General features: G+C 55.4%; 15 protein-coding genes and 3 pseudogenes. 1 reads left to right on the forward strand and 17 read right to left on the reverse strand.

Annotated elements, in window-relative coordinates; genetic code table 11:
• Window positions 1-313 precede the first annotated feature (313 nt).
• Entirely contained in the window at window positions 314-1,138 is an 825-nt protein-coding gene (locus PXK01_RS19695; protein WP_254696747.1) for a universal stress protein, read from the reverse strand.
• A 292-nt stretch (window positions 1,139-1,430) separates the two neighbouring features.
• Here PXK01_RS19695 and PXK01_RS19700 point away from each other — a divergent pair.
• A pseudogene (locus tag PXK01_RS19700) lies at window positions 1,431-1,532 on the forward strand (transposase); the annotation flags it as partial.
• Window positions 1,533-1,569: 37 nt separating this feature from the next.
• On the opposite strand, the pseudogene PXK01_RS19705 reads toward PXK01_RS19700, so the two are convergent.
• The 16 genes and pseudogenes from PXK01_RS19705 to nadC all read right to left on the reverse strand — a co-directional run bounded on the left by PXK01_RS19705 (window position 1,570) and on the right by nadC (window position 17,646).
• Window positions 1,570-2,670: pseudogene (locus tag PXK01_RS19705) on the reverse strand (IS3 family transposase).
• Between the two features lie 184 nt (window positions 2,671-2,854).
• Entirely contained in the window at window positions 2,855-3,790 is a 936-nt protein-coding gene (locus PXK01_RS19710; protein ID WP_027246166.1) for a DMT family transporter, read from the reverse strand.
• Between the two features lie 27 nt (window positions 3,791-3,817).
• Window positions 3,818-4,258, reverse strand: coding sequence for a hypothetical protein (locus PXK01_RS19715; protein WP_008335528.1), 441 nt, complete (start codon window positions 4,256-4,258; stop codon window positions 3,818-3,820).
• A 14-nt stretch (window positions 4,259-4,272) separates the two neighbouring features.
• Window positions 4,273-5,265: an ABC transporter substrate-binding protein gene (locus tag PXK01_RS19720; protein WP_027246167.1), complete on the reverse strand. Its 993-nt coding sequence runs from the start codon at window positions 5,263-5,265 to the stop codon at window positions 4,273-4,275.
• 11 nt (window positions 5,266-5,276) lie between these two features.
• Complete coding sequence (locus PXK01_RS19725; protein WP_027246168.1) at window positions 5,277-6,449, reverse strand: Gfo/Idh/MocA family protein; 1,173 nt, start codon at window positions 6,447-6,449, stop codon at window positions 5,277-5,279.
• Window positions 6,439-7,377: a PDR/VanB family oxidoreductase gene (locus PXK01_RS19730; protein ID WP_027246169.1), complete on the reverse strand. Its 939-nt coding sequence runs from the start codon at window positions 7,375-7,377 to the stop codon at window positions 6,439-6,441. Before PXK01_RS19730 ends, PXK01_RS19725 begins: the two co-directional genes overlap by 11 nt.
• Window positions 7,378-7,478: 101 nt before the next feature.
• A pseudogene (locus PXK01_RS19735) lies at window positions 7,479-8,663 on the reverse strand (alpha-hydroxy acid oxidase).
• A 118-nt stretch (window positions 8,664-8,781) separates the two neighbouring features.
• A complete protein-coding gene (locus tag PXK01_RS19740; RefSeq protein WP_008335543.1) occupies window positions 8,782-10,062 on the reverse strand; it encodes a Rieske 2Fe-2S domain-containing protein in 1,281 nt (426 codons plus the stop codon).
• Window positions 10,063-10,544: 482 nt separating this feature from the next.
• Complete coding sequence (locus PXK01_RS19745; protein WP_008335545.1) at window positions 10,545-12,389, reverse strand: TRAP transporter permease; 1,845 nt, start codon at window positions 12,387-12,389, stop codon at window positions 10,545-10,547.
• A gap of 210 nt (window positions 12,390-12,599) precedes the next feature.
• On the reverse strand, window positions 12,600-13,589 hold the full coding sequence (locus PXK01_RS19750) for a TAXI family TRAP transporter solute-binding subunit (RefSeq protein WP_008335546.1): 990 nt from the start codon (window positions 13,587-13,589) through the stop codon (window positions 12,600-12,602).
• A 327-nt stretch (window positions 13,590-13,916) separates the two neighbouring features.
• On the reverse strand, window positions 13,917-14,444 hold the full coding sequence (locus tag PXK01_RS19755; RefSeq protein WP_232237206.1) for a MarR family winged helix-turn-helix transcriptional regulator: 528 nt from the start codon (window positions 14,442-14,444) through the stop codon (window positions 13,917-13,919).
• 310 nt (window positions 14,445-14,754) lie between these two features.
• The gene (locus tag PXK01_RS19760) at window positions 14,755-15,255 is read right to left on the reverse strand and encodes an NAD(P)-dependent oxidoreductase (RefSeq protein WP_232237205.1); all 501 of its coding nucleotides are present in this window, start codon (window positions 15,253-15,255) and stop codon (window positions 14,755-14,757) included.
• Complete coding sequence (locus PXK01_RS19765; protein ID WP_234994837.1) at window positions 15,227-15,793, reverse strand: hypothetical protein; 567 nt, start codon at window positions 15,791-15,793, stop codon at window positions 15,227-15,229. Before PXK01_RS19765 ends, PXK01_RS19760 begins: the two co-directional genes overlap by 29 nt.
• The gene (locus tag PXK01_RS19770) at window positions 15,763-15,963 is read right to left on the reverse strand and encodes a hypothetical protein (RefSeq protein ID WP_274861451.1); all 201 of its coding nucleotides are present in this window, start codon (window positions 15,961-15,963) and stop codon (window positions 15,763-15,765) included. The genes PXK01_RS19765 and PXK01_RS19770 overlap by 31 nt, the downstream gene beginning before the upstream one ends.
• Window positions 15,964-16,052: 89 nt before the next feature.
• Window positions 16,053-16,556 carry a thiamine pyrophosphate-binding protein gene (locus tag PXK01_RS19775; protein ID WP_170848853.1) on the reverse strand — a complete coding sequence of 168 codons (504 nt, stop codon included), beginning with the start codon at window positions 16,554-16,556 and terminating at the stop codon, window positions 16,053-16,055.
• Between the two features lie 238 nt (window positions 16,557-16,794).
• Window positions 16,795-17,646, reverse strand: coding sequence for a carboxylating nicotinate-nucleotide diphosphorylase (gene nadC, locus PXK01_RS19780; protein WP_274861452.1), 852 nt, complete (start codon window positions 17,644-17,646; stop codon window positions 16,795-16,797).
• Window positions 17,647-17,654 lie beyond the last annotated feature (8 nt).

A 17,654-nucleotide genomic window follows, 5' to 3' on the forward strand; every position in this document is an offset into this window, starting at 1 on the left:
AGGCGTCGAATTGTCGGCACGGTTTTCATGATGACCGCCTATCCCGACGGAACCCCGTGATCAACTTGGCAATGCCCTATGATTGCCTGCGGAGCCCACAGATTGCGCAGTAGGCGATCATAGCCGGGTTTCAGGTCCCTACAGTGGTTTTGCACAAACTACACCGCAAGGCAGACCGACCATGGCCGGTAACAGTATTGCACAGGCCGAGCCCGTTTTGGCGGTGATTGATATTGCCATGCCCCGCCACGAAGTTTTGACAACTATTCCCGGCAGGAAGCGACACCAATCCTCAACATACCTCGCCAGGGTACTAGTGAGACATAAAAACCGGAACTTTACTGGTCCTCGTTACCTCATGCGTGACACCACCAAAAAGGTCTTGAGAGAACTTGCTATGTTCGTACGCCCCCATCACGATTAACTTTGCGTCCAGTTCTCTGGCCGTCTCTTGAATAACCTCGGCGATACCGCCCTTGCTTTTTGGACGGGTAACATGCTCTGCGTCGACATTATGACGCTTCAGATGCGTCAAGATATCCGCCCCCTCCGGCATTTTCGGAAAGCTAGACCCAACACTTAGTATTGTCACCCGACGCGGCTTTTCCTCGAGGATCGTCATTGCATCGTTGAGCGCCCGGGCCGCAGAACGCTTTCCGTCCCATGCGACAAGTGCATGCGATGCAAGCTGATCCGTAGAATATCCATTCGGAACCACAAGAACGGGTCGGCCGCTCTGCAATGACATCATATCCGGGCTGACGGCCCGAAACTCATCTGTTGGCAGGTTGGAATGATAGCCGGTAACGACAAAATCGAAATTTCGCGCCAGCTCTGGCAAGTTGATTTTGCCAATCTCATTCGGCATAATAAAGCGGGACCGCTCTGCAAGGCCTGCCTCGGCAGCCGCCTGTTGGAACAGATCACGTGCTGCTGCAATTTTCTCGTTTCTTGCACTGCCAAGCTTGTCGAGAAGATCTTCTGTCAAACCAAGAACATGCTCGAAATACGAGGATGCGTTCCCATAGACACAAGTCAGCCATGCATCGTGCTTTGCGGCGATTTTTGCCGCGTGCTTAACGCTGCTTGGGAAGCCTGCGCTACCGGAATGTGCAATAAGGATGTTCTTGATGCTCATTTTATCCTCACAATTCGAACTTCATAGGCAAACTAGCAATCACAATCTTAGAAGTCTATGATTTTATGAGGAACAGTACACGCCCTGCATCCCGACAAAGAAAAGACTGGGCAAGCAAGCTGCCCAGTCCCCTGGTGATACAAGCCCTACATTCCGCTTCATGAGGAGTGCAGGATGCTTGATCACCCTTTCTTGTTCGCTTCAATCTCGTCGAGGAACGGAATGTCTGACCTGAGACCCGTTTCCTCCTCCGTTTTGAGGTAGAATCCGTCCCAACGAAGGAGACGGAAGAATGAAGCGATCACGGTTCAACGAAGAACAGATCATCGCGATCCTGAAGAAGCAGGAGAGCGACATTTCGAAGGCGGTTGTGTGCCGAGAGCATGGGATCAGTTCATGATCAGCCCCACCTGCGTGGTCCGGTTTGATTGTTAGTGCATGACCGGTCTCGGGTCCATCAGAGCGATGGTTTCCGGGGCGGGTGGGCGATATCAAGGCACTATGTGGTCGTTTGGTATTGTAGTGTTTCCTCCATTGCTCGATCAGGATTTCCGCTTCCCGAAAGCCGTAGAAGACTTCTCCCGTGAGCAGTTCATCGCGGAACCTGGCATTGAAGCTTTCGCAGTAGCCGTTCTCCCAAGGTGACCCGGGCGCGATGTAGGCAGTCTTGGCGTCGGCGGCCCTGATCCAATCCTGAACGGCCTGAGCCACGAACCCCGGGCCGTTGTCAGACCGGATGTAAGACGGCACACCCCGCATGATGAACAGGTCGCTCAAGGCATCGATCACGTCATCCGAGTTCAGCTTGCGCTTCACCTTGATCGCTAGGCATTCCCGGCTATGCTCGTCCAGGATGTTGAGCGTCCGGCAGTGGACAAAGTCATAGCTCCAGACGTGGTTGCGATACTCAGGGCGCAGCCGGACACGGGATCCGTCATTCAGCCAGAGCCGTCCCTTCTTCGGTTGCTTCATTGGCACCTACAGCCCCTCTCGCCGCCATACGCGCTCGACCCGCTTGTCGTTCGCCTCCCAGCCCGCATGTCTCAGAAAAGCGGCGATCCGACGATAGCCGTAGCGGCCATACTGCCGCGCCAGTTCGATCATGTCCGCGACCAGACGCTCCTCATCGGCACGGCCATGCGGCACTTTCCTCTGTGTGGATCGGTGCTGCCCCAGGACACGGCAGGCGCGTCTCTCTGACAGATGGAACCGGGTGCGGACGTGATCGATGCAGGCACGGCAGCGAGCGGGGCTCAGAAGTTTTCCTTTGGCGCCTCCGCCAGGATCAGCTTGTCCAACGTCAGATCCGAGACGGGTTTTCTCAACCGTTCGTTCTCTTTCTGGAGGCGCTTCAGTTCCCTGAGCCGGTCGGTTCCCATACCCCCGTACTGCTTGCGCCAGCGATAATAAGTCTGCTCTGTAATGCGAACCTTGCGGATCGCATCCACCCGGGACATGCCTTGCCCGACAAGCACTTCAACCTGCCGCAGCTTCGTGACATTCTCTTCCGGCTTGTGTCTCTTCGTAGCCATTCTGATCCTCCATTTTCCTAAACATAACGGCGGACCACTTCAGTGTGCGAGGATCAATGCAGGCGGCCCGCCTTGCAACAAATCAAGCATCCCAGGGATTTGACGAAGACGAACTTACCGTCTTCTTTGCGGCGATGGACAAGCTGATCAGCAACCTTTCACATAGCTGACCGTCCCTCGGCGTTCACTCAAGCGTCGGAGCAATCGCAAGGATGATGACCCCCGTCGCAGCCAGAGCAGCCGCAATGTAGAACCTGGGGCCAGGCCGTCTTTCGGTTTTGAAGATATGCCCAGCAAGCCAGGCTGCAAAGAACATCTCGATAGATGACATGATGGCAACGACGGTCACACTGGTGAACATCAACGAGAAAAACAGTGCGACTTGTCCGATTGTCATCGCACCACCAGCCAGCAATTGCCACCCGCTTGGCTTATGCAACCTCCATGAAAGCCCTACCCGGCCACGCAATCGAAAAAGCCCCCACCCAACGAACCATACCAATCCCGTCAACGCACCAATGAACACCCCGGCCAGCGGATCAGGCAAGGTCTGCATCGCGAGTTTGCGCGCTACGAAGGAGCCACCATAACCCGCAGCAGAGCCAAGCGCCAAAACCCGACCCTTGGTCCTGTCCTGTGGCGAAGGTTCCGTAGAGACCAGGGTCGATACCGCCTTGGCGGACTTGCGAGTCATCATGATCAACACGCCACCTGTCACCAGAATAAACGCAATCACAATAGAAGTCGTAATCACCTCTCCAAGCAGGAGAAATGCGAAAATCGCTGCAAAAACAGGAATCAGACGCCGGATGAAGCCTGTCTCGATCGCGCCAGCCAGCTCCACCGACCGAAACAACGTCAGGCGGCCAACCACATTCCCCAGAACACCCGCCAGCACAAAATAGGCCACCCCGATCAGTACGGGCTGGCTAACAGAAGGCAGCTCTGGCCCCCAAACCAGCCAAAGGGCACCGGAAACGAAACCTGTCATCAACACTGACAGCAGAACATCATTCCCGCGCCCTTGGGCGGATTGAGAGCTTTTGGCAATTGCGACCGAGCTAAGCGCATAACAAAACGCACCAAACGCGGCCATCAGACCACCAAAGCCAGCAGTCATTGGTCTAATCGGGCAACAAGAGCGGCGCTATTCATCCGCGACAAGCTGATCCAGGAAGCGTTCTGCCGACATGATTTCACGCATGGGCAGCTTTTCCTGCTGCTGCATAAGCTCTGTCGTGTATGTCAGCCCCTTGCCATCCCAGAACCACCAGTAAATGATCTCGCCCTTCTTATCCCGAATGGGCATTCTGAAAATTGGGAACTCCCTTTCAGCACGGGGAATTTCAACCGTACCCACCCGGGCGTGTTTCAGCCCGAGCTTTTTCAGAACACCACTCAAAGGCACCATCGCGATGGGCGAGGCCTCGCGTGCCAGAACGGTTACAGCTTCGGGCCGTTTCTGGAATGGGCCTTTCAAGAACTTCACGACCGGGGGATAGCTGGGATGCGTATGCGTAAGCTGCACATAAGCCAAACCAGCAGATGTTTCGATCTCAACAATGTCGCCAGGTTGATAATCTTCCATTCTCGGCATTCCTCTTACAGGCTATAGGCTTCCAGGGTCGACGGATGGAACAGCTCTTCGATCTCCACACGGCGCGGCGACAAGCCCTGGCTTACGTGGTAGTCCAAAAACTTGTTGAGCACATGCGCATTTCCACTGACGCCATAGCTCCAAGGGTCATCCCCCATCAGCGCGTGGACACGGTTGAGATTGTCCTCCACGAAGGGCATCGTCACCTTGGTGGCAGATGTGTCCGAAAGGGCCTCTTCGGCCAACCGTTTTGACTGCGTAAATGCCTTGAGCAATGCCGCGGGCAAGAACGGGTATTCTTCTGCCAGGCTCCGGCGTACGCCCAGTACGTGCATGATCGGGAAGATTTTGGTTTTCTCGAAGTAATATTCCGCCGCTGTAATGCTGTCTGCGAACAGTCGCCCAACATGCGGATGACGTTCAGCAAAGCAACGCGGCCAGCGCGGCCCGATAAAGCCATCAATTTCACCCGCTTCAAGCATGCTGTTCAGCGTGCTACCTTCTGGGGCTTCCTCCATACGAATGTCATCGGGCAACTGAACCTTGATTTTTTCAGGCCGGCCGGGTGTGTCCATGCCGCCGCGCACCCAGATGATATCCGAGGGCTTAACGCCATATTCCTCTTCCAGGATACCACGCACCCAAACGTTAGCTGAAAGCTGATATTCGGCGATACCGATACGTTTGCCCTTCAGGTCTTCTGGTTTGTTAATCCCTTTGTCCGTGCGGATATAGACAGAGGTGTGACGGAACGCACGGCTCAGGAAGACCGGGATTGCCACATAATGCGGATTCCCTCGGGCAACCGAAATCGAATAGGACGACAGCGAGATCTCGCTGATATCGAAAGCCTCGTGGCGGAACGCGCGAAAGAACATTTCTTCCGGCGACAACAGCATCGGAACCGGGTCTACTCCGTCGATCTGAACACGCCCATCCACGATTGCCCGTGTGCGGTCATAGTTACCCATTGCAAGGGAAAGTTTGAGATTGCTCATCCTGTCGGCTCCTAGTGATTTGTTTTACATTGCCGCTGAAGATCGACCGCTTGTCCGGTCTCTGCGGATTGCAAGATCGCGTGGCAAACCTCCAGGCTTGCCAGCCCCCATTCCCCTGTTTGGTCGGGGGCCTTGTTATGACGCACGGCATCCACCAGCGCATCCAGAACGGTTCTGCGTGGTGCCGGTCCGAATTTGGCTTCGATAAAGCCGCGTTCGGTGTCACCGAACACTTCTATCCCATCCGGGGTCAGTCGCAGATCGGCACGGTCACAAAGCGCGATCACCGGACCGAAATGTTCGTTATGTTCAGCCTCAATCGTCGTGCCGCTGCCGAATGTTCGTGTAGTTTTCAGCCGGACCTCGTCATCAGGGTTGAGATCCAGCAAAGCACGCCTTGCTCCACCGTAAGCCCCTTCTGATTTACGCTGTCCAAGCTCTCCGACATTGTTCATCCAGATATCACTGTCGAAATGCGCATAGCCCGAGTACGTCATGTTCGCGACACACCCCCCGGCAAAATTCATCAGTGCAGTGAATGCGCCCTCGGTCGGGCGCTTGGGATCCCATGCGCCCGTCATGGCATAAATTTTTTCGGCCATGCCGCCGGCAAGCCTGCGAACCACATCAATCTGGTGGATCGCCTGACTGAACAGCACGCCCCCACCCTCTTCGGTTCGCAGCTCTTCCGGGCGACGCGGACGATAGAGGAAGTCCGTATAGTTAAAGGCCTGGATCATGCGCAACTGACCGAACTTTCCGCTGGAAATAAGTTGCGTGGCCAATTCAACCGGCGGGTCGAAACTGTGACTCGGCCCAACTATCAAATGCACCCCAGCCTCCTTGGCTGCGGACACCATTACTTCGGCATCCTCCATCGAAACGGCCAACGGCTTTTCGACAAGGATATGTTTGCCCGCGCGCGCCGCAGCTAACACATGATCCACATGCATCTGGTGCGGCGTCGCAATGTAAATGGCCTCAACGTCAGGGTCTGCGCACAATTCCTCGACGGTGGCATACCCTGTGCCACCGTACTCTTTTTCGAATGCGTCGCGGCTTTCCTCCCTTGGGGCGGCGGCAGCCGTCAGCTTCACACGGGTGTCGGCATCAAACGAAGGCACCATGAGCATGAAAGCACGCCCAAGCCCCGCCACGCCAAGACGAACGGGATCAGAGGTCAAGAACCAGCCTCCCGGATTTGGCGCGCGAAACGCAAATCATGATCTGGCTGCCTTTTTCTTCTTCCATCAGCACCATATCACGATGATCTGCCTCGCCTTCCAGTAGGCGGGTTTTACAAGTACCGCACGTGCCACTTTCGCAAGAACTGCTTGTTGCGAAGCCAGCATCACGCAGTGCTTCGAGGATAGAACGATCCTCAGGAACAGTAACCGTTTGGCCGCTTTTCTTCAGCTCGACTTCGAAAGCAACGTCATCCTGACGAACCACATCAACAGGCTTGAAATCCTCGAAGTGGACACGGCCTTCGGGCCAGTGACCCGAGAAAGCTTTGATTTCTTCCATCAGCGGTTTGGGTCCGCAGCAGAAGACATGGGTCGCGCGCGGCGTCACCAGATCGTCCCAGAAATCATAGACAGCGTTCGGATCGCCGTCATCGTGGTGCACGATGATCCGGCCTTCGAAATCTTTCATCAGCTCATCAAGATAGGCCGATTCTTCCGCGCTCCGGCTTACGTAAATGATCCGAAGCATCTTACCTTTCTTATCCAGATAACGCGCCATCGAATAGATTGGCGTGATACCGATACCGCCGGCAATCAAGAGGTATTTCTGCACATCCGTCAGCGGGAAATCGTTTTCCGGGTGCTCGATATTCAACTCTGTCCCGACAACAGCTTGCTCATGCATGGAGGCAGACCCCCCGCGCGACTGCGGCTCTCGCTTGATGGCGACCACATATTCTTTTGGGTCGCTCCCATCATTTACCAGAGAGTATCGGCGCATAGCACCCGATGGTGTCTCGATCGTGATATGTGCACCTGGGTTGAACTCTGGCAGGGACTCGCCGCCAACCGGAGCCAAAGTGAATTCTGCAATAGTAGGTGTCAGATCGCGCCGTTTTTCGACGCGCATTTTGATCTGCTCCATGGGGTCCTCCCGTCCGTTCGCTTCCGAAATATAATTAGATAGCTAAGTTCAAGATGTCAACTGGACGCACCGCCCAGCCACGCGCTAATTGTGTCTAGAAATCACATATTTGGCCCTAAACGGTCTTCTCGTCCGCCAATATCCTTGGCCGACATGACAACCCCTGCTTCAGACAGGTCCGAAACGCCATGACATCCCGTAAAAATCATGGTCCTGCGCATCTCGTCTTCGAGAATCGAAAGCGCGCTGGAAACCCCCGCACGCCCCCGCGCCGCCAGGCCGTAAAGAGGTGCCCTGCCCAGCAGCACAGCGTCCGCCCCCAACGCAAGCGCCTTGACGATATCACTGCCGCGCCGAACACCACCATCAAGCAAAACTGTCATATGTTGGTCCAAGACGGACACAATCTCTGAAAGAATTTCAATCGTCGCCGGAGCTCCATCAAGCTGCCTGCCACCGTGGTTGGAAACAACCACCCCATCAGCGCCTTCGCGTTGTGCGGCCATTGCATCCTCAGCACACATGATCCCCTTAATCACAAGTGGCTCCTGCCACAGCTTCCGAAGACGCCTTACATCGTCCCAGGAAAAATTCGGGTTTCGTTGCGCCCGCGTAAATTCGGCAAGCGCCTTGTCGCTGACATCATCCCCCTAAAAGGCCGCCAGATTTTGCAGTCGCGGCCTATGTTGGCTCAGCCATACGGATTTGAACCATCTCGGATGCAACAATCCGTCCAATACGACAGAGGGGCTCATGCGGATTTCATGCGCGAAACCATGCCGCAAATCCCTCTCTCTTTTGCCACCCACCAACGAGTCGACAGTGATTACAAGAACACTGTAGCCCGCAGCCGACGCCCGTTCGATCAATGCATTGGAAAATGCTTCTTTGCCCCATGGGTACAGCTGAAACCAAAGTGGCCAATTATTTTTCTACGCGATTTCTTCCATAGTCGTGTTTGACGCTGTCGAAACCGTAAATGCGACCCCGGCCTGCTTTGCTGCGGCTGCAAGGTGCAAGTCCCCTTCTGGCCAATAAAGCCCGTTCAGGCCGGTTGGTCCGATTTGGAAAGGCGCCGCATACTTCTGACCGAACAGCGTGACAGAGAGATCGACATCCCCACCCTTGAGAATACGTGGCTTGAGTCGGATATCATCAAATGCGCTACGGTTCCTGTGCAGCGTGATTTCGCTCTCGGCACCACCATCCAGAAAATCAAATACCACACGGGGCAAACTCCGCCTGGCTCGGGTGCGAAAATCTTCGATGTTTACTTCTTGCCGCATCCGGCCTCCTGCCTCCTGCCAATTTCAACATGGCCACCAACCATGCTCAGGGCCAGAATCAAAATCCGCCCAAGGTCTATGCGGCCCCGGGCGGATCTGTTTGCAAACGTCGGACCGGTTATTCAGCTGCGGCTGTTTTGCCCGAAGTATTCAGCAAGGTGCGCCAATCCACATCTTTCGGATAAACGCCTTCATGAGAGTTGATCATGCTTTGCGGGATTTCATAATCGGTGCCGATTGCTTTGCCACCCTCTGCCACTTTCTTGGCGGCATCCGCCATCAAGCGACGGAACTCGACGATAGCCAGGTCCGAAGCACCAAGCACATCGGTATGGCGCTGAACGCGCGCGCCCATCGACACCCACATGGCGATATCTTGGTTCGGAATACCTTTGATCCCAGTGAAGTTACCTTCTTTCATGGCATCACGGTCTTGCAAGAAGTCGTTCTCGACAGTCCGCAGGCAGCGCCACTTGTCGTCAACATCCACTCCTGGAACAGCATGGGTAAACTTGCGCCATTCTTCGGTCGACGGCACATTCGGGCCATCCCAAGCGATGAAGTGGAACGCGGTCTCTTCATCATTGATCGGCACGATAACGGCCGCCACACGATAGTTGTTGTTCGGTGGGATCAACGAATAGTAGGGCGCAACAAATTCGGTCACACGGATATAGTTATGGGTCGCCGCGTTTTTGATCGGCGTACGGATTGCAGCATAGTGGAACCCGTAGCTGGTTGTCTCTGTCTGCATACGCGGAGACTTGTCCGTCGAGGGACGGTACCAGGATTTTTCATCGGCAGCAGCACCTTCCACGCGGGCCGGAACCATGTCCGACGAGTGCAGCGAGGACGAGTGGGCACTGTCGATCTGACCTTCGTGGATCTGCGCCCAGTTTGCGGGAATGCGGATTTTAAGGATAGCGATCGCCGAATCCTCGCGCGGGGCAAACGCCGGCGGCTGGAATTCAGGCATATCTTCTTTGTCACCCAGCCAGGCCCAAACGAAACCACCCCATTCTTTCACAGGATAAGAGCGATGCTTCACCTTATCCATAAGGGGGCTACCTTCGGGTTCGGAAGACATGGCAACGACATTGCCATCAACATCCATTTTCCACCCGTGATACAGACACCGCAGCCCGCATTCTTCGTTCCGGCCATAGACCAGCGATGCCTTGCGGTGCGGGCAAAGTTCATCAAGCAGGCCAAGACGCCCTTTGGTGTCGCGGAACGCTACATAGCTTTCCCCGAGCACCTCAACACGAAGCGGCTTGCCGTCGGGCTCTTCCACTTCTTCAATCAGGCATACAGGGGTCCAGTGCTGACGCATAAGACGTGCCATCGGTGCATCACCGGTCACGCGCGTCAGCAGTTCATTTTCTTCAGGTGTAAGCATTGAATCTCCTCCACAGGTCGCCGCATCAGAATTTGCGAAATTTTATTGGGAAACGCCATTATTCTTAGCTCTCTAAGTTTAGTCTGTCAATGGTCAGAGCGATATTCCCTTCACCTCACAAGTAAGAAAAACCCACGTAAATAAAACTACTTATGGGTTTGCGAGCAATTGGTATTATTCCGCGCATGATCGGGCCTTGTGTTCATACAGATCTGCTCTGCCGGTTCCTCTCTGGTTGTTCTATGGCCTCGGGATTCGTACACCCCGCTTGCGCAGCTCCCTGCATCGATCAGAATCACCGAAGTGTATTTTGATCAATAACCTCTTGGGCAAAAAAGCCCGCAGACAGTCATCCGAACAGACCGCGATTGGAACCAAAGACGCGGCCTGAAACTTTTCCGTCTCTCAGTCAAAACGGCAAGTAGCCGCCAAACCTGGCGGCCACTTTGGATTCGCATTCAGCACATTACACGTGGCTGACGTTACCCGCTTGCGGGGACTTCTTCCTTCAACAAGGCCTGTCGTCCAACCAGAGCGATGATAAGCAAGGTACACACAATTGAGACCGCGAAGTACGGGCTAACCGCGCCAATTGCAAAAATCGTCAGGAGACCTCGCTCCAACGAGCTGAGCTGGGTTTTGATAAAGCCTTCCATTGACGCCGAGACTGCAAGAGCACCAGCAACGGCACCAATAACAGCAAGCGTATTTGCCAACGGACCAAGCTCAAGAACGATGCCGGGGTTCCAGACAAAAGCGAACGGCAGAAGGAAGCCAACAATTGCAAGCCGCACAGCCGAGAATGCGATCTTGAATGGATCGTCATCAGCAATCGCAGACGCTGCGATTGCAGCCACAGCGATTGGCGGCGTCAGAGCAGACAGGATTGCATAGTAGAGCAGGAACATCTGGCTCGGCAGCAGAGGGAAACCCAGCTTGGAAAGAGCGGGGCCGACAAGCACAGCCGCCAGAATATACGCACTCGGAGTCGGCATACCCAAGCCCAGCACAATGGTCACCACAGCAGCAATCACTAGCGTCAACAGCGGCTGCGCATTACTGACCGTCAGGATCACGTTAGCCGATTTCATCCCCAATCCTGTCATAGACAGGCCACCAATAACCAGACCAGCAGCAGCACATGCCCCAGCGACAGGCAAAATTTGCAGGGTGGTTGTGCCAAGGCCTTCCACCATTGCCCACAACGACATCCGCGTTTGCTTGAGGATCATCGACGCAAGGATTGTCACCAGAACACCGACACCTGCGGTGAAGGTCGGCGAATAGCCAAGTATCAGCGCCACAATGATCCCGATAATGGGCAGCAAGAAAACCCAGCCGGTTCTGAACGTTTCCTTCGTCGTCGGGATTTCATCCTGAGAAGGCCGCAGATCGTATTTCACTGCGCGGAAGTGCACCTGGGTAAACACGCCCATATAGTACAGCAACGCAGGAATAAGCGCGGCAAGCACGATCGCATTGTACGAGATACCCGAATACTCTGCCATGATGAAGGCAGCCGAACCCATAATCGGCGGCATGGCACTGCCCCCCGTGGACGCCGCAACTTCAACCGCACCCGCAAACCGGGCCTTATAGCCCAAGCGCTTCATCACCGGGATCGTGATGGACCCCGTGGCCACAACATCCGAGGTTGGGCTACCAGACATGGTTCCATACAGACCCGACGAAATGATGGCGATCTTTGCAGGGCCGCCTCGTGCGCCCCCGGTGACCAGAGCCGCCAGGTTGAAAAAGAAGTCCCCTCCCCCAGCCTTGGCAAGGAAAGTCCCGAACATCACGAACAGGAAGACGTAACTTGCCACAACCTGAAGCGGGACACCGAACAACCCATCTGTGGTGAAGATCAGAATATCGAGCAGATAGCTGAACTCGCTGACGCGATGCCCGAACGGCGGCGGCAGAAGATAGCCAAAAAGGTTGTAAATCAGGAACAGCATCACAACGCCTGTCAGCCCCAAGCCAGTTGTCCGGCGCGTGGCTTCGATGGTCAGGAACAGCAGTGACGACCCAAAGAACAACTGATCCGTCGTGAACTGGTCCAGCAGGCTGATACGGTCCGAAATCTCGCCAGAGCTTACATAGAAGTAAATCCCGCAGGCCAAGCTGAGCGCAGACAACATCCAGTCATAAAATGGAATGCTATCTGGCGCTTTCGCGGTTGCACCAATCGCCAAGAAGAGAATCGTGAAAATCCCGGATACGAACAGGATCCCCTGAATGAGCGGGTCTGCGATAATGAACAGATTAGAGTGAATCACCCATGCCGCGAACGCCGCGGCCAGAACCATGACGACGGTCCGCATGGGTGGCTCTAGCTTCCGACGGCGTCCAGTTTCGGTAAGAGAAGGGAAATTCATGCTGGCACCATTTCCATGTTTGTGAGGTTTGGTCAGCTTTGAGTGCGCAAAATCATCCTACTGCCCGTGATCAGCACGGCCAGAGCACGACAGAGGCACTCTTGCAAACGAATCCGGTGCGCTTTGGTCAGCGCACCGGCATTGTTTTCCGAAGGCTTACTTGAGAAGCCCCAGCTCCATGTAGGCGCGCTTCGCGCCCGGGTGGAACGGCAGCGTTCTCTGCGAAACCAGCAACTCAGTTGAGAGCTGTTTCATTGCGTTATGAACGCCGCGGATTTCATCAATGTTCGAGGCAATGCTCTTGGCCAGCATGTAACCGGTTTCTTCGGGCAAGGCATCAGAGGTGATTACCATCGCGCCAAGTGCCAGCGTGATAACATCGGAAGTCTGGTTCTTATAGTTTCCGGCGGGAATGACGTAGGTCCCGGTGCCAAAACGCTCATTGGTCTTTTCGATGATATCCTGAGGCACGCTCAGCAGAACAACGTCGTTGCCTTCATCAACCTTGCGGAACGACGAGTGCCCAACGAAGATACCGTTGATCACCATATCCGTACGGCCATCGCTGATCAGGTCTGCCTGCTGGGACGAACCGCCACGCACCAGAACGCCGCCATTCGCTTCAATCGTTCCTTCGTCATAGCCTGCTTCTTCCAGCATGAAAGTGGCAATATTGGCCACGATGTTACCTGCGTTGTTGTTCGCCACACGGATTGCAGCGCCCGACTTCGCCAAGTCGTCGATGCTGTCGATGTTATACTCTTCGGCAAGAGACTTCTTGATGAAGAAATGCATCGGGGCCCAGTTGTACATGTACCCGATTGCCTGAAGGTTCTCGATGGGCGCCTTGAACGGCTCATCACCCGCTAGCGCCAGCTTGATTTCTGCATCATGGGCCAGACCCAGATCGGTCCGGTTTGCACCCAGCAGACCGATATTTGCGAAACCGCCACCAGTGGCCTGGTAGGTCACGACACCGCTTGCATCGTCAACCTTCACAGCCCGGTCGATCCCTGCGCCCAGCAGCGACCAAAGACCTGACGGACTCCCCCCGGACAACGTGACGTTGACGCTGTCCGCCATGACGCCGGTCCCGATAACGGAGATGCTCAGCGCCGCAACGGCAGCCTTGATTTGCTTTTTCATGGTTTCCTCCCTGTCATATTATCATAGATTTCTAAATTTAGATATCTATCTTATAGATCATTATTAAAAACCGAACTTTGCGTCAACCATGATCGAAACCGAGACACCGTCCAAAAATTTAGGTTAAGAACTGCGAATGGCTTGAACGCTCTCGCAGAGCATCCAAACCCCTACTCACATAAGGTTGCAGCACGCCCAAGGCCTAGCACAAGACTATTCCGAACTCTCTCAGAGCTTCCCCAAAACCATACATCTCAGCGGAAGTAGCCCAACGGAATCACCCGAGCCTAAAAGGCCCGGCTATCGCAGATGAAGCTAAAGAGACCTTCAGGATCCAAGGTTACTTCTGGTCGGTGGGACGCGGACACCGCTCAAAGCAGCTTTTTCCTCATCATCTTCGAGGTTTCGAATCATTACAGCAAGGGCCTTGCGCAATGTTTTCTCTTCGGCACCACTCAGGCCTCTGATGGCGGCGTTATTCACTTCGTGTGCCAAAGGCTCCAGGAGCTCCCGCAACTCCCAACCTTTTTCCGTGAGGAAAGCATGCTGACGACGACGGTTCCCAGCCACATTGCGGCGTTCAATATATCCAAGCTCTTCCATTCGGCTGAGTGCAGTATGCGCAGTAGGCTCTGTCAGATGTGCTCTTTCGCTTAACTCTCGTTGCGACAAACCATCTTCCTGCCAAAGGATTCGAAGGAATATCCACTGCCCGAAAGTCACATTTTGCGTCTGTAACCGCAGCTGCAACGCACGGTTAAACCCTCTTGCCGCAAGACGTACCAAGCGAGCAATGCGCTCGTTATATTGGGTCAAACCGTCGTCTTTCAACGCGGAATCAGATTTTTCGTTCATGTATGCTCAGACCACAAACATCTATTGCCCAAAATCAGTTCTGGGCTTCTACAGGTCCGAGACTATCCCTGTCATCTTACGAAGATGCAAGCCTCAACAATGTCACTACTTTTACAGCTAGTGACATGCGGTGCGCGCAAACCGACGTAAATCTTGCAGCAAACCCTGCTTACAACTTTTCGATTTTTTCTCTCCATATTTTTCGATTTGGGGGTTTCTGCGCGCTTGATGCGTGTTGCGTTTTCGACGAAGATGTCGGGCAAGACGGTGTAGAGCTCAATGGTGTGTCCCGGGATATGCGGGGGGAGGATCACCCGGTCGAAGCCGCGCAGCGGGCGGGCAGCGGTTCGGTTTCCGTCACGCCTAGCCTAGCACCGGCTAGGTGTCCTGCTGTCATCACCCGCACCCGCGCATCCTCATCAATGAAACCCCGCGCGAGGTGTTGATTAACACCGCATCCGGCTTCATCATGCGCAGTTCGGCCTCGCAGATCATTCCTCGTGTCAGCGCGTTCAACGGCACATGGAGGCTCACCAACATCACACATGGCCAGAAGCTCAGCGCGTTTCACCAGCCCCACGCCCGTAGGTGCGGTGTCCGGTATCAGGAACGGATCGTGCACCAGTATCTGTGCCGGATCTGTGCCGGCTCGAACGCCAACTGTCGCTCGATCACCCGGTCCTATCCGCCCCGAATCGATCAATCCGATCGCCCGGCCTCGCACCATCCGCGCAAATATCTGTTGCGGTCGGCCCGCATTCTCGCGCAGCAGGCGCTCGGATTCATGCAGCCGGTACAGCAGCACCAGCATCAGCATCCCTATCGCTTCGGGCATCCCCAAAAAGTTCTCGGGCGTTACACCATTCGTCACGATCAGACCGCGCGCGGCACAGGCCTCCCAGATCTCCCGCACCCACCCCGATCGTTGGAAGTACTAGCGCCCGCAGCCGTGGCGAGGCGTCCAGATCCGCGTCGCTCAGCCCCGACCGCGAACTGACCACGATGATAGCAACGTCCGACAGCAGCGCCTGCCGCTGTTCCTCCGTCAGCCGCAGCGGAACACCTAGGGTGATCTGGGGGCCGCGAACGACCTCCCAGCCTTCGGTCCGCAGACGATCCGAACCCTCGAAGTCCAGTGGGTGACGGAAGTGCCACGCCTCGCCCGCCCAGCCCAACGGCAAACACACAAAGCTGGCACAGACACCTTCCAGACCTTCGCCAAGCGCCCCGGCCTGCGTCATGATATCAAGCTCAACCTCTGCATCGGGGGCGTTCAGCGCAGGTTTGATCGGTAAATCACCGGGCATCTCGCCCGCCCCTACACCCAGAGCATCGGCAATCGCATGCATCGCAACATCCGGACCGCAGGCAGCGCTTGATGCTCCATCCCCCAGCCATTGTGCAGCTGATAATCCAGCGACGCCTGGATCACCTGCTCCTTCACATCGCCCGCCAGTTTCAGCGTGCCCGCGACATCCAGCCAGTCCAGGCTCAGGATCACATCCGCCTCGCGCAGCACCGCGCCCGCCGCATCGTCAATGAAGAAGGCCGGTTTGCCGCGATGCTGCGGGTGATCCGTCGGGAAGGACGCCCCGTTCCGGATATCCGTCAGAACCTTCGCCCCAGCGCCTTGGCGTTCTTCGGCAGATCTGCCGCCCGCGCCACTCCTTCGGCCGAGGGTGCCGCCGGAGGCGACGGCTGGTAACGCGCAAAATCTGGCAACTCCGGTGCCTTCTCGTGCTGCTTTTCCTGGATCGACACGTCGAAGTTCACATAGGTCGGGCCTTTCGGTTCGCTCCACGCGATTACATCCGCACGCAACATCGATTCCAGCGCCGCATCAACCGGCCCCGTCGCCCCATAAATCAGAACCGGCACACGGTCGCAGCACACGTTGAAGATCGCCATCGTACCATGCATCAGACCCACGTTGCTGTGCAGGATCACCGCCAATGGCTCCCCCGCCACCTTCGCATAGCCATGCGCAATCGCAACCGCATGCTCTTCGTGCAGACACAACAGCATCTGCGGATCTTCATTGCCAAGGTGGTTCACAAGGCTGTCGTGCAAACCCCGAAAGCTCGACCCCGGGTTCAGTGCAACATACTTCACTCACCCCCAAACCTCGCAATATATCCGCAAATACATCGCTACCCCACACCCCCAAACTATCCGACGATACTGGGCGCTCAACCTGATACAGCCTGTGGTCTGTCATGTGTCTTGACCTTTCCTTATGAAGTGTTGATGCAACAGCGCCCCATTTTGAAAGGCGTACGCAATAGGTATCCATTGCCCGCCGAAAGGGCGGGCATTTTGCATTTCAGACGGTCTGGAGCGGCTCAGAGGATCAGAAATCCAAACCGAAATCGACGGTTCCCGCCGAATGGGTCAAAGCACCGGAGGAAATATAATCCACATTTGCCGATGCGATTTCGCGCAAACGGCCAAGGGTCACATTCCCGCTGGCTTCGGTCTTCGCCCGCCCGTCAATGCGCTTTACAGCTTCGGCCATGTCTTCGGTCGACATATTGTCGAACATGATGACATCTGCGCCCCCGGCCTGAAGCACCTCGTCCAACTGATGCAAACCGTCGATCTCGATCTCTACCACGACCATGTGACCCACATTTCGTTGAACGGCTTCCAGCACCTGTTTGATGCCACCAGCCGCTGCGATATGGTTGTCCTTGATCAGGATCGCATCGGACAGGGAAAACCGATGATTGTGGCCGCCGCCATGCAAAATGGCGAGCTTTTCGACAAGTTTCAGCCCCGGTGTGGTTTTGCGTGTACAGGTGATACGTGTCTTGGTACCCGCAAGCTCCTGAACATAGGACGCTGTCAAGGTTGCCGTCCCAGACAACCGTCCGGCAAAGTTCAGGGCAACACGCTCTGCGGCAAGGATCGACGCCGCCGATCCCTCTATACGCATCAACGTATCGCCCGCTTTGCAGGCCGTACCATCCGCCACGACAGTCTCGACCACAAGATTGGGATCAATCAGCCGAAACGCGAGAGAGGCCACCTGCATCCCAGAAACAACCGCGTCCTGCCGTGCACGCATTTGCGCCTTGTAGCGCGTGCCTTCAGGCAGAACGGAACGGGTTGTCACGTCGCCTGCGGCACCCAGGTCCTCCATAATAGCGTTCCGAACCATGGGTTCGAGGATGATATCGGGGACGTTCGCAACATTGCTCATTATTTTTT

Origin of the sequence: Phaeobacter sp. PT47_59 (assembly GCF_028890025.1) — a bacterium.
Classification (GTDB): domain Bacteria; phylum Pseudomonadota; class Alphaproteobacteria; order Rhodobacterales; family Rhodobacteraceae; genus Phycobacter.

Bases quoted from the DNA above. Each gene is read 5' to 3' on its own strand.
- PXK01_RS19695 (WP_254696747.1), bottom strand. From the start codon at position 1,138: ATGAGCATCAAGAACATCCTTATTGCACATTCCGGTAGCGCAGGCTTC.
- PXK01_RS19720 (WP_027246167.1), bottom strand. From the start codon at position 5,265: ATGAGCAATCTCAAACTTTCCCTTGCAATGGGTAACTATGACCGCACA.
- PXK01_RS19755 (WP_232237206.1), bottom strand. From the start codon at position 14,444: ATGAACGAAAAATCTGATTCCGCGTTGAAAGACGACGGTTTGACCCAA.
- PXK01_RS19715 (WP_008335528.1), bottom strand. From the start codon at position 4,258: ATGGAAGATTATCAACCTGGCGACATTGTTGAGATCGAAACATCTGCT.
- PXK01_RS19730 (WP_027246169.1), bottom strand. From the start codon at position 7,377: ATGGAGCAGATCAAAATGCGCGTCGAAAAACGGCGCGATCTGACACCT.
- PXK01_RS19765 (WP_234994837.1), bottom strand. From the start codon at position 15,793: ATGCATGCGATTGCCGATGCTCTGGGTGTAGGGGCGGGCGAGATGCCC.
- PXK01_RS19750 (WP_008335546.1), bottom strand. From the start codon at position 13,589: ATGAAAAAGCAAATCAAGGCTGCCGTTGCGGCGCTGAGCATCTCCGTT.
- PXK01_RS19710 (WP_027246166.1), bottom strand. From the start codon at position 3,790: ATGACTGCTGGCTTTGGTGGTCTGATGGCCGCGTTTGGTGCGTTTTGT.
- PXK01_RS19740 (WP_008335543.1), bottom strand. From the start codon at position 10,062: ATGCTTACACCTGAAGAAAATGAACTGCTGACGCGCGTGACCGGTGAT.
- PXK01_RS19745 (WP_008335545.1), bottom strand. From the start codon at position 12,389: ATGCGGACCGTCGTCATGGTTCTGGCCGCGGCGTTCGCGGCATGGGTG.
- PXK01_RS19760 (WP_232237205.1), bottom strand. From the start codon at position 15,255: ATGCTGGTGCTGCTGTACCGGCTGCATGAATCCGAGCGCCTGCTGCGC.
- nadC (WP_274861452.1), bottom strand. From the start codon at position 17,646: ATGAGCAATGTTGCGAACGTCCCCGATATCATCCTCGAACCCATGGTT.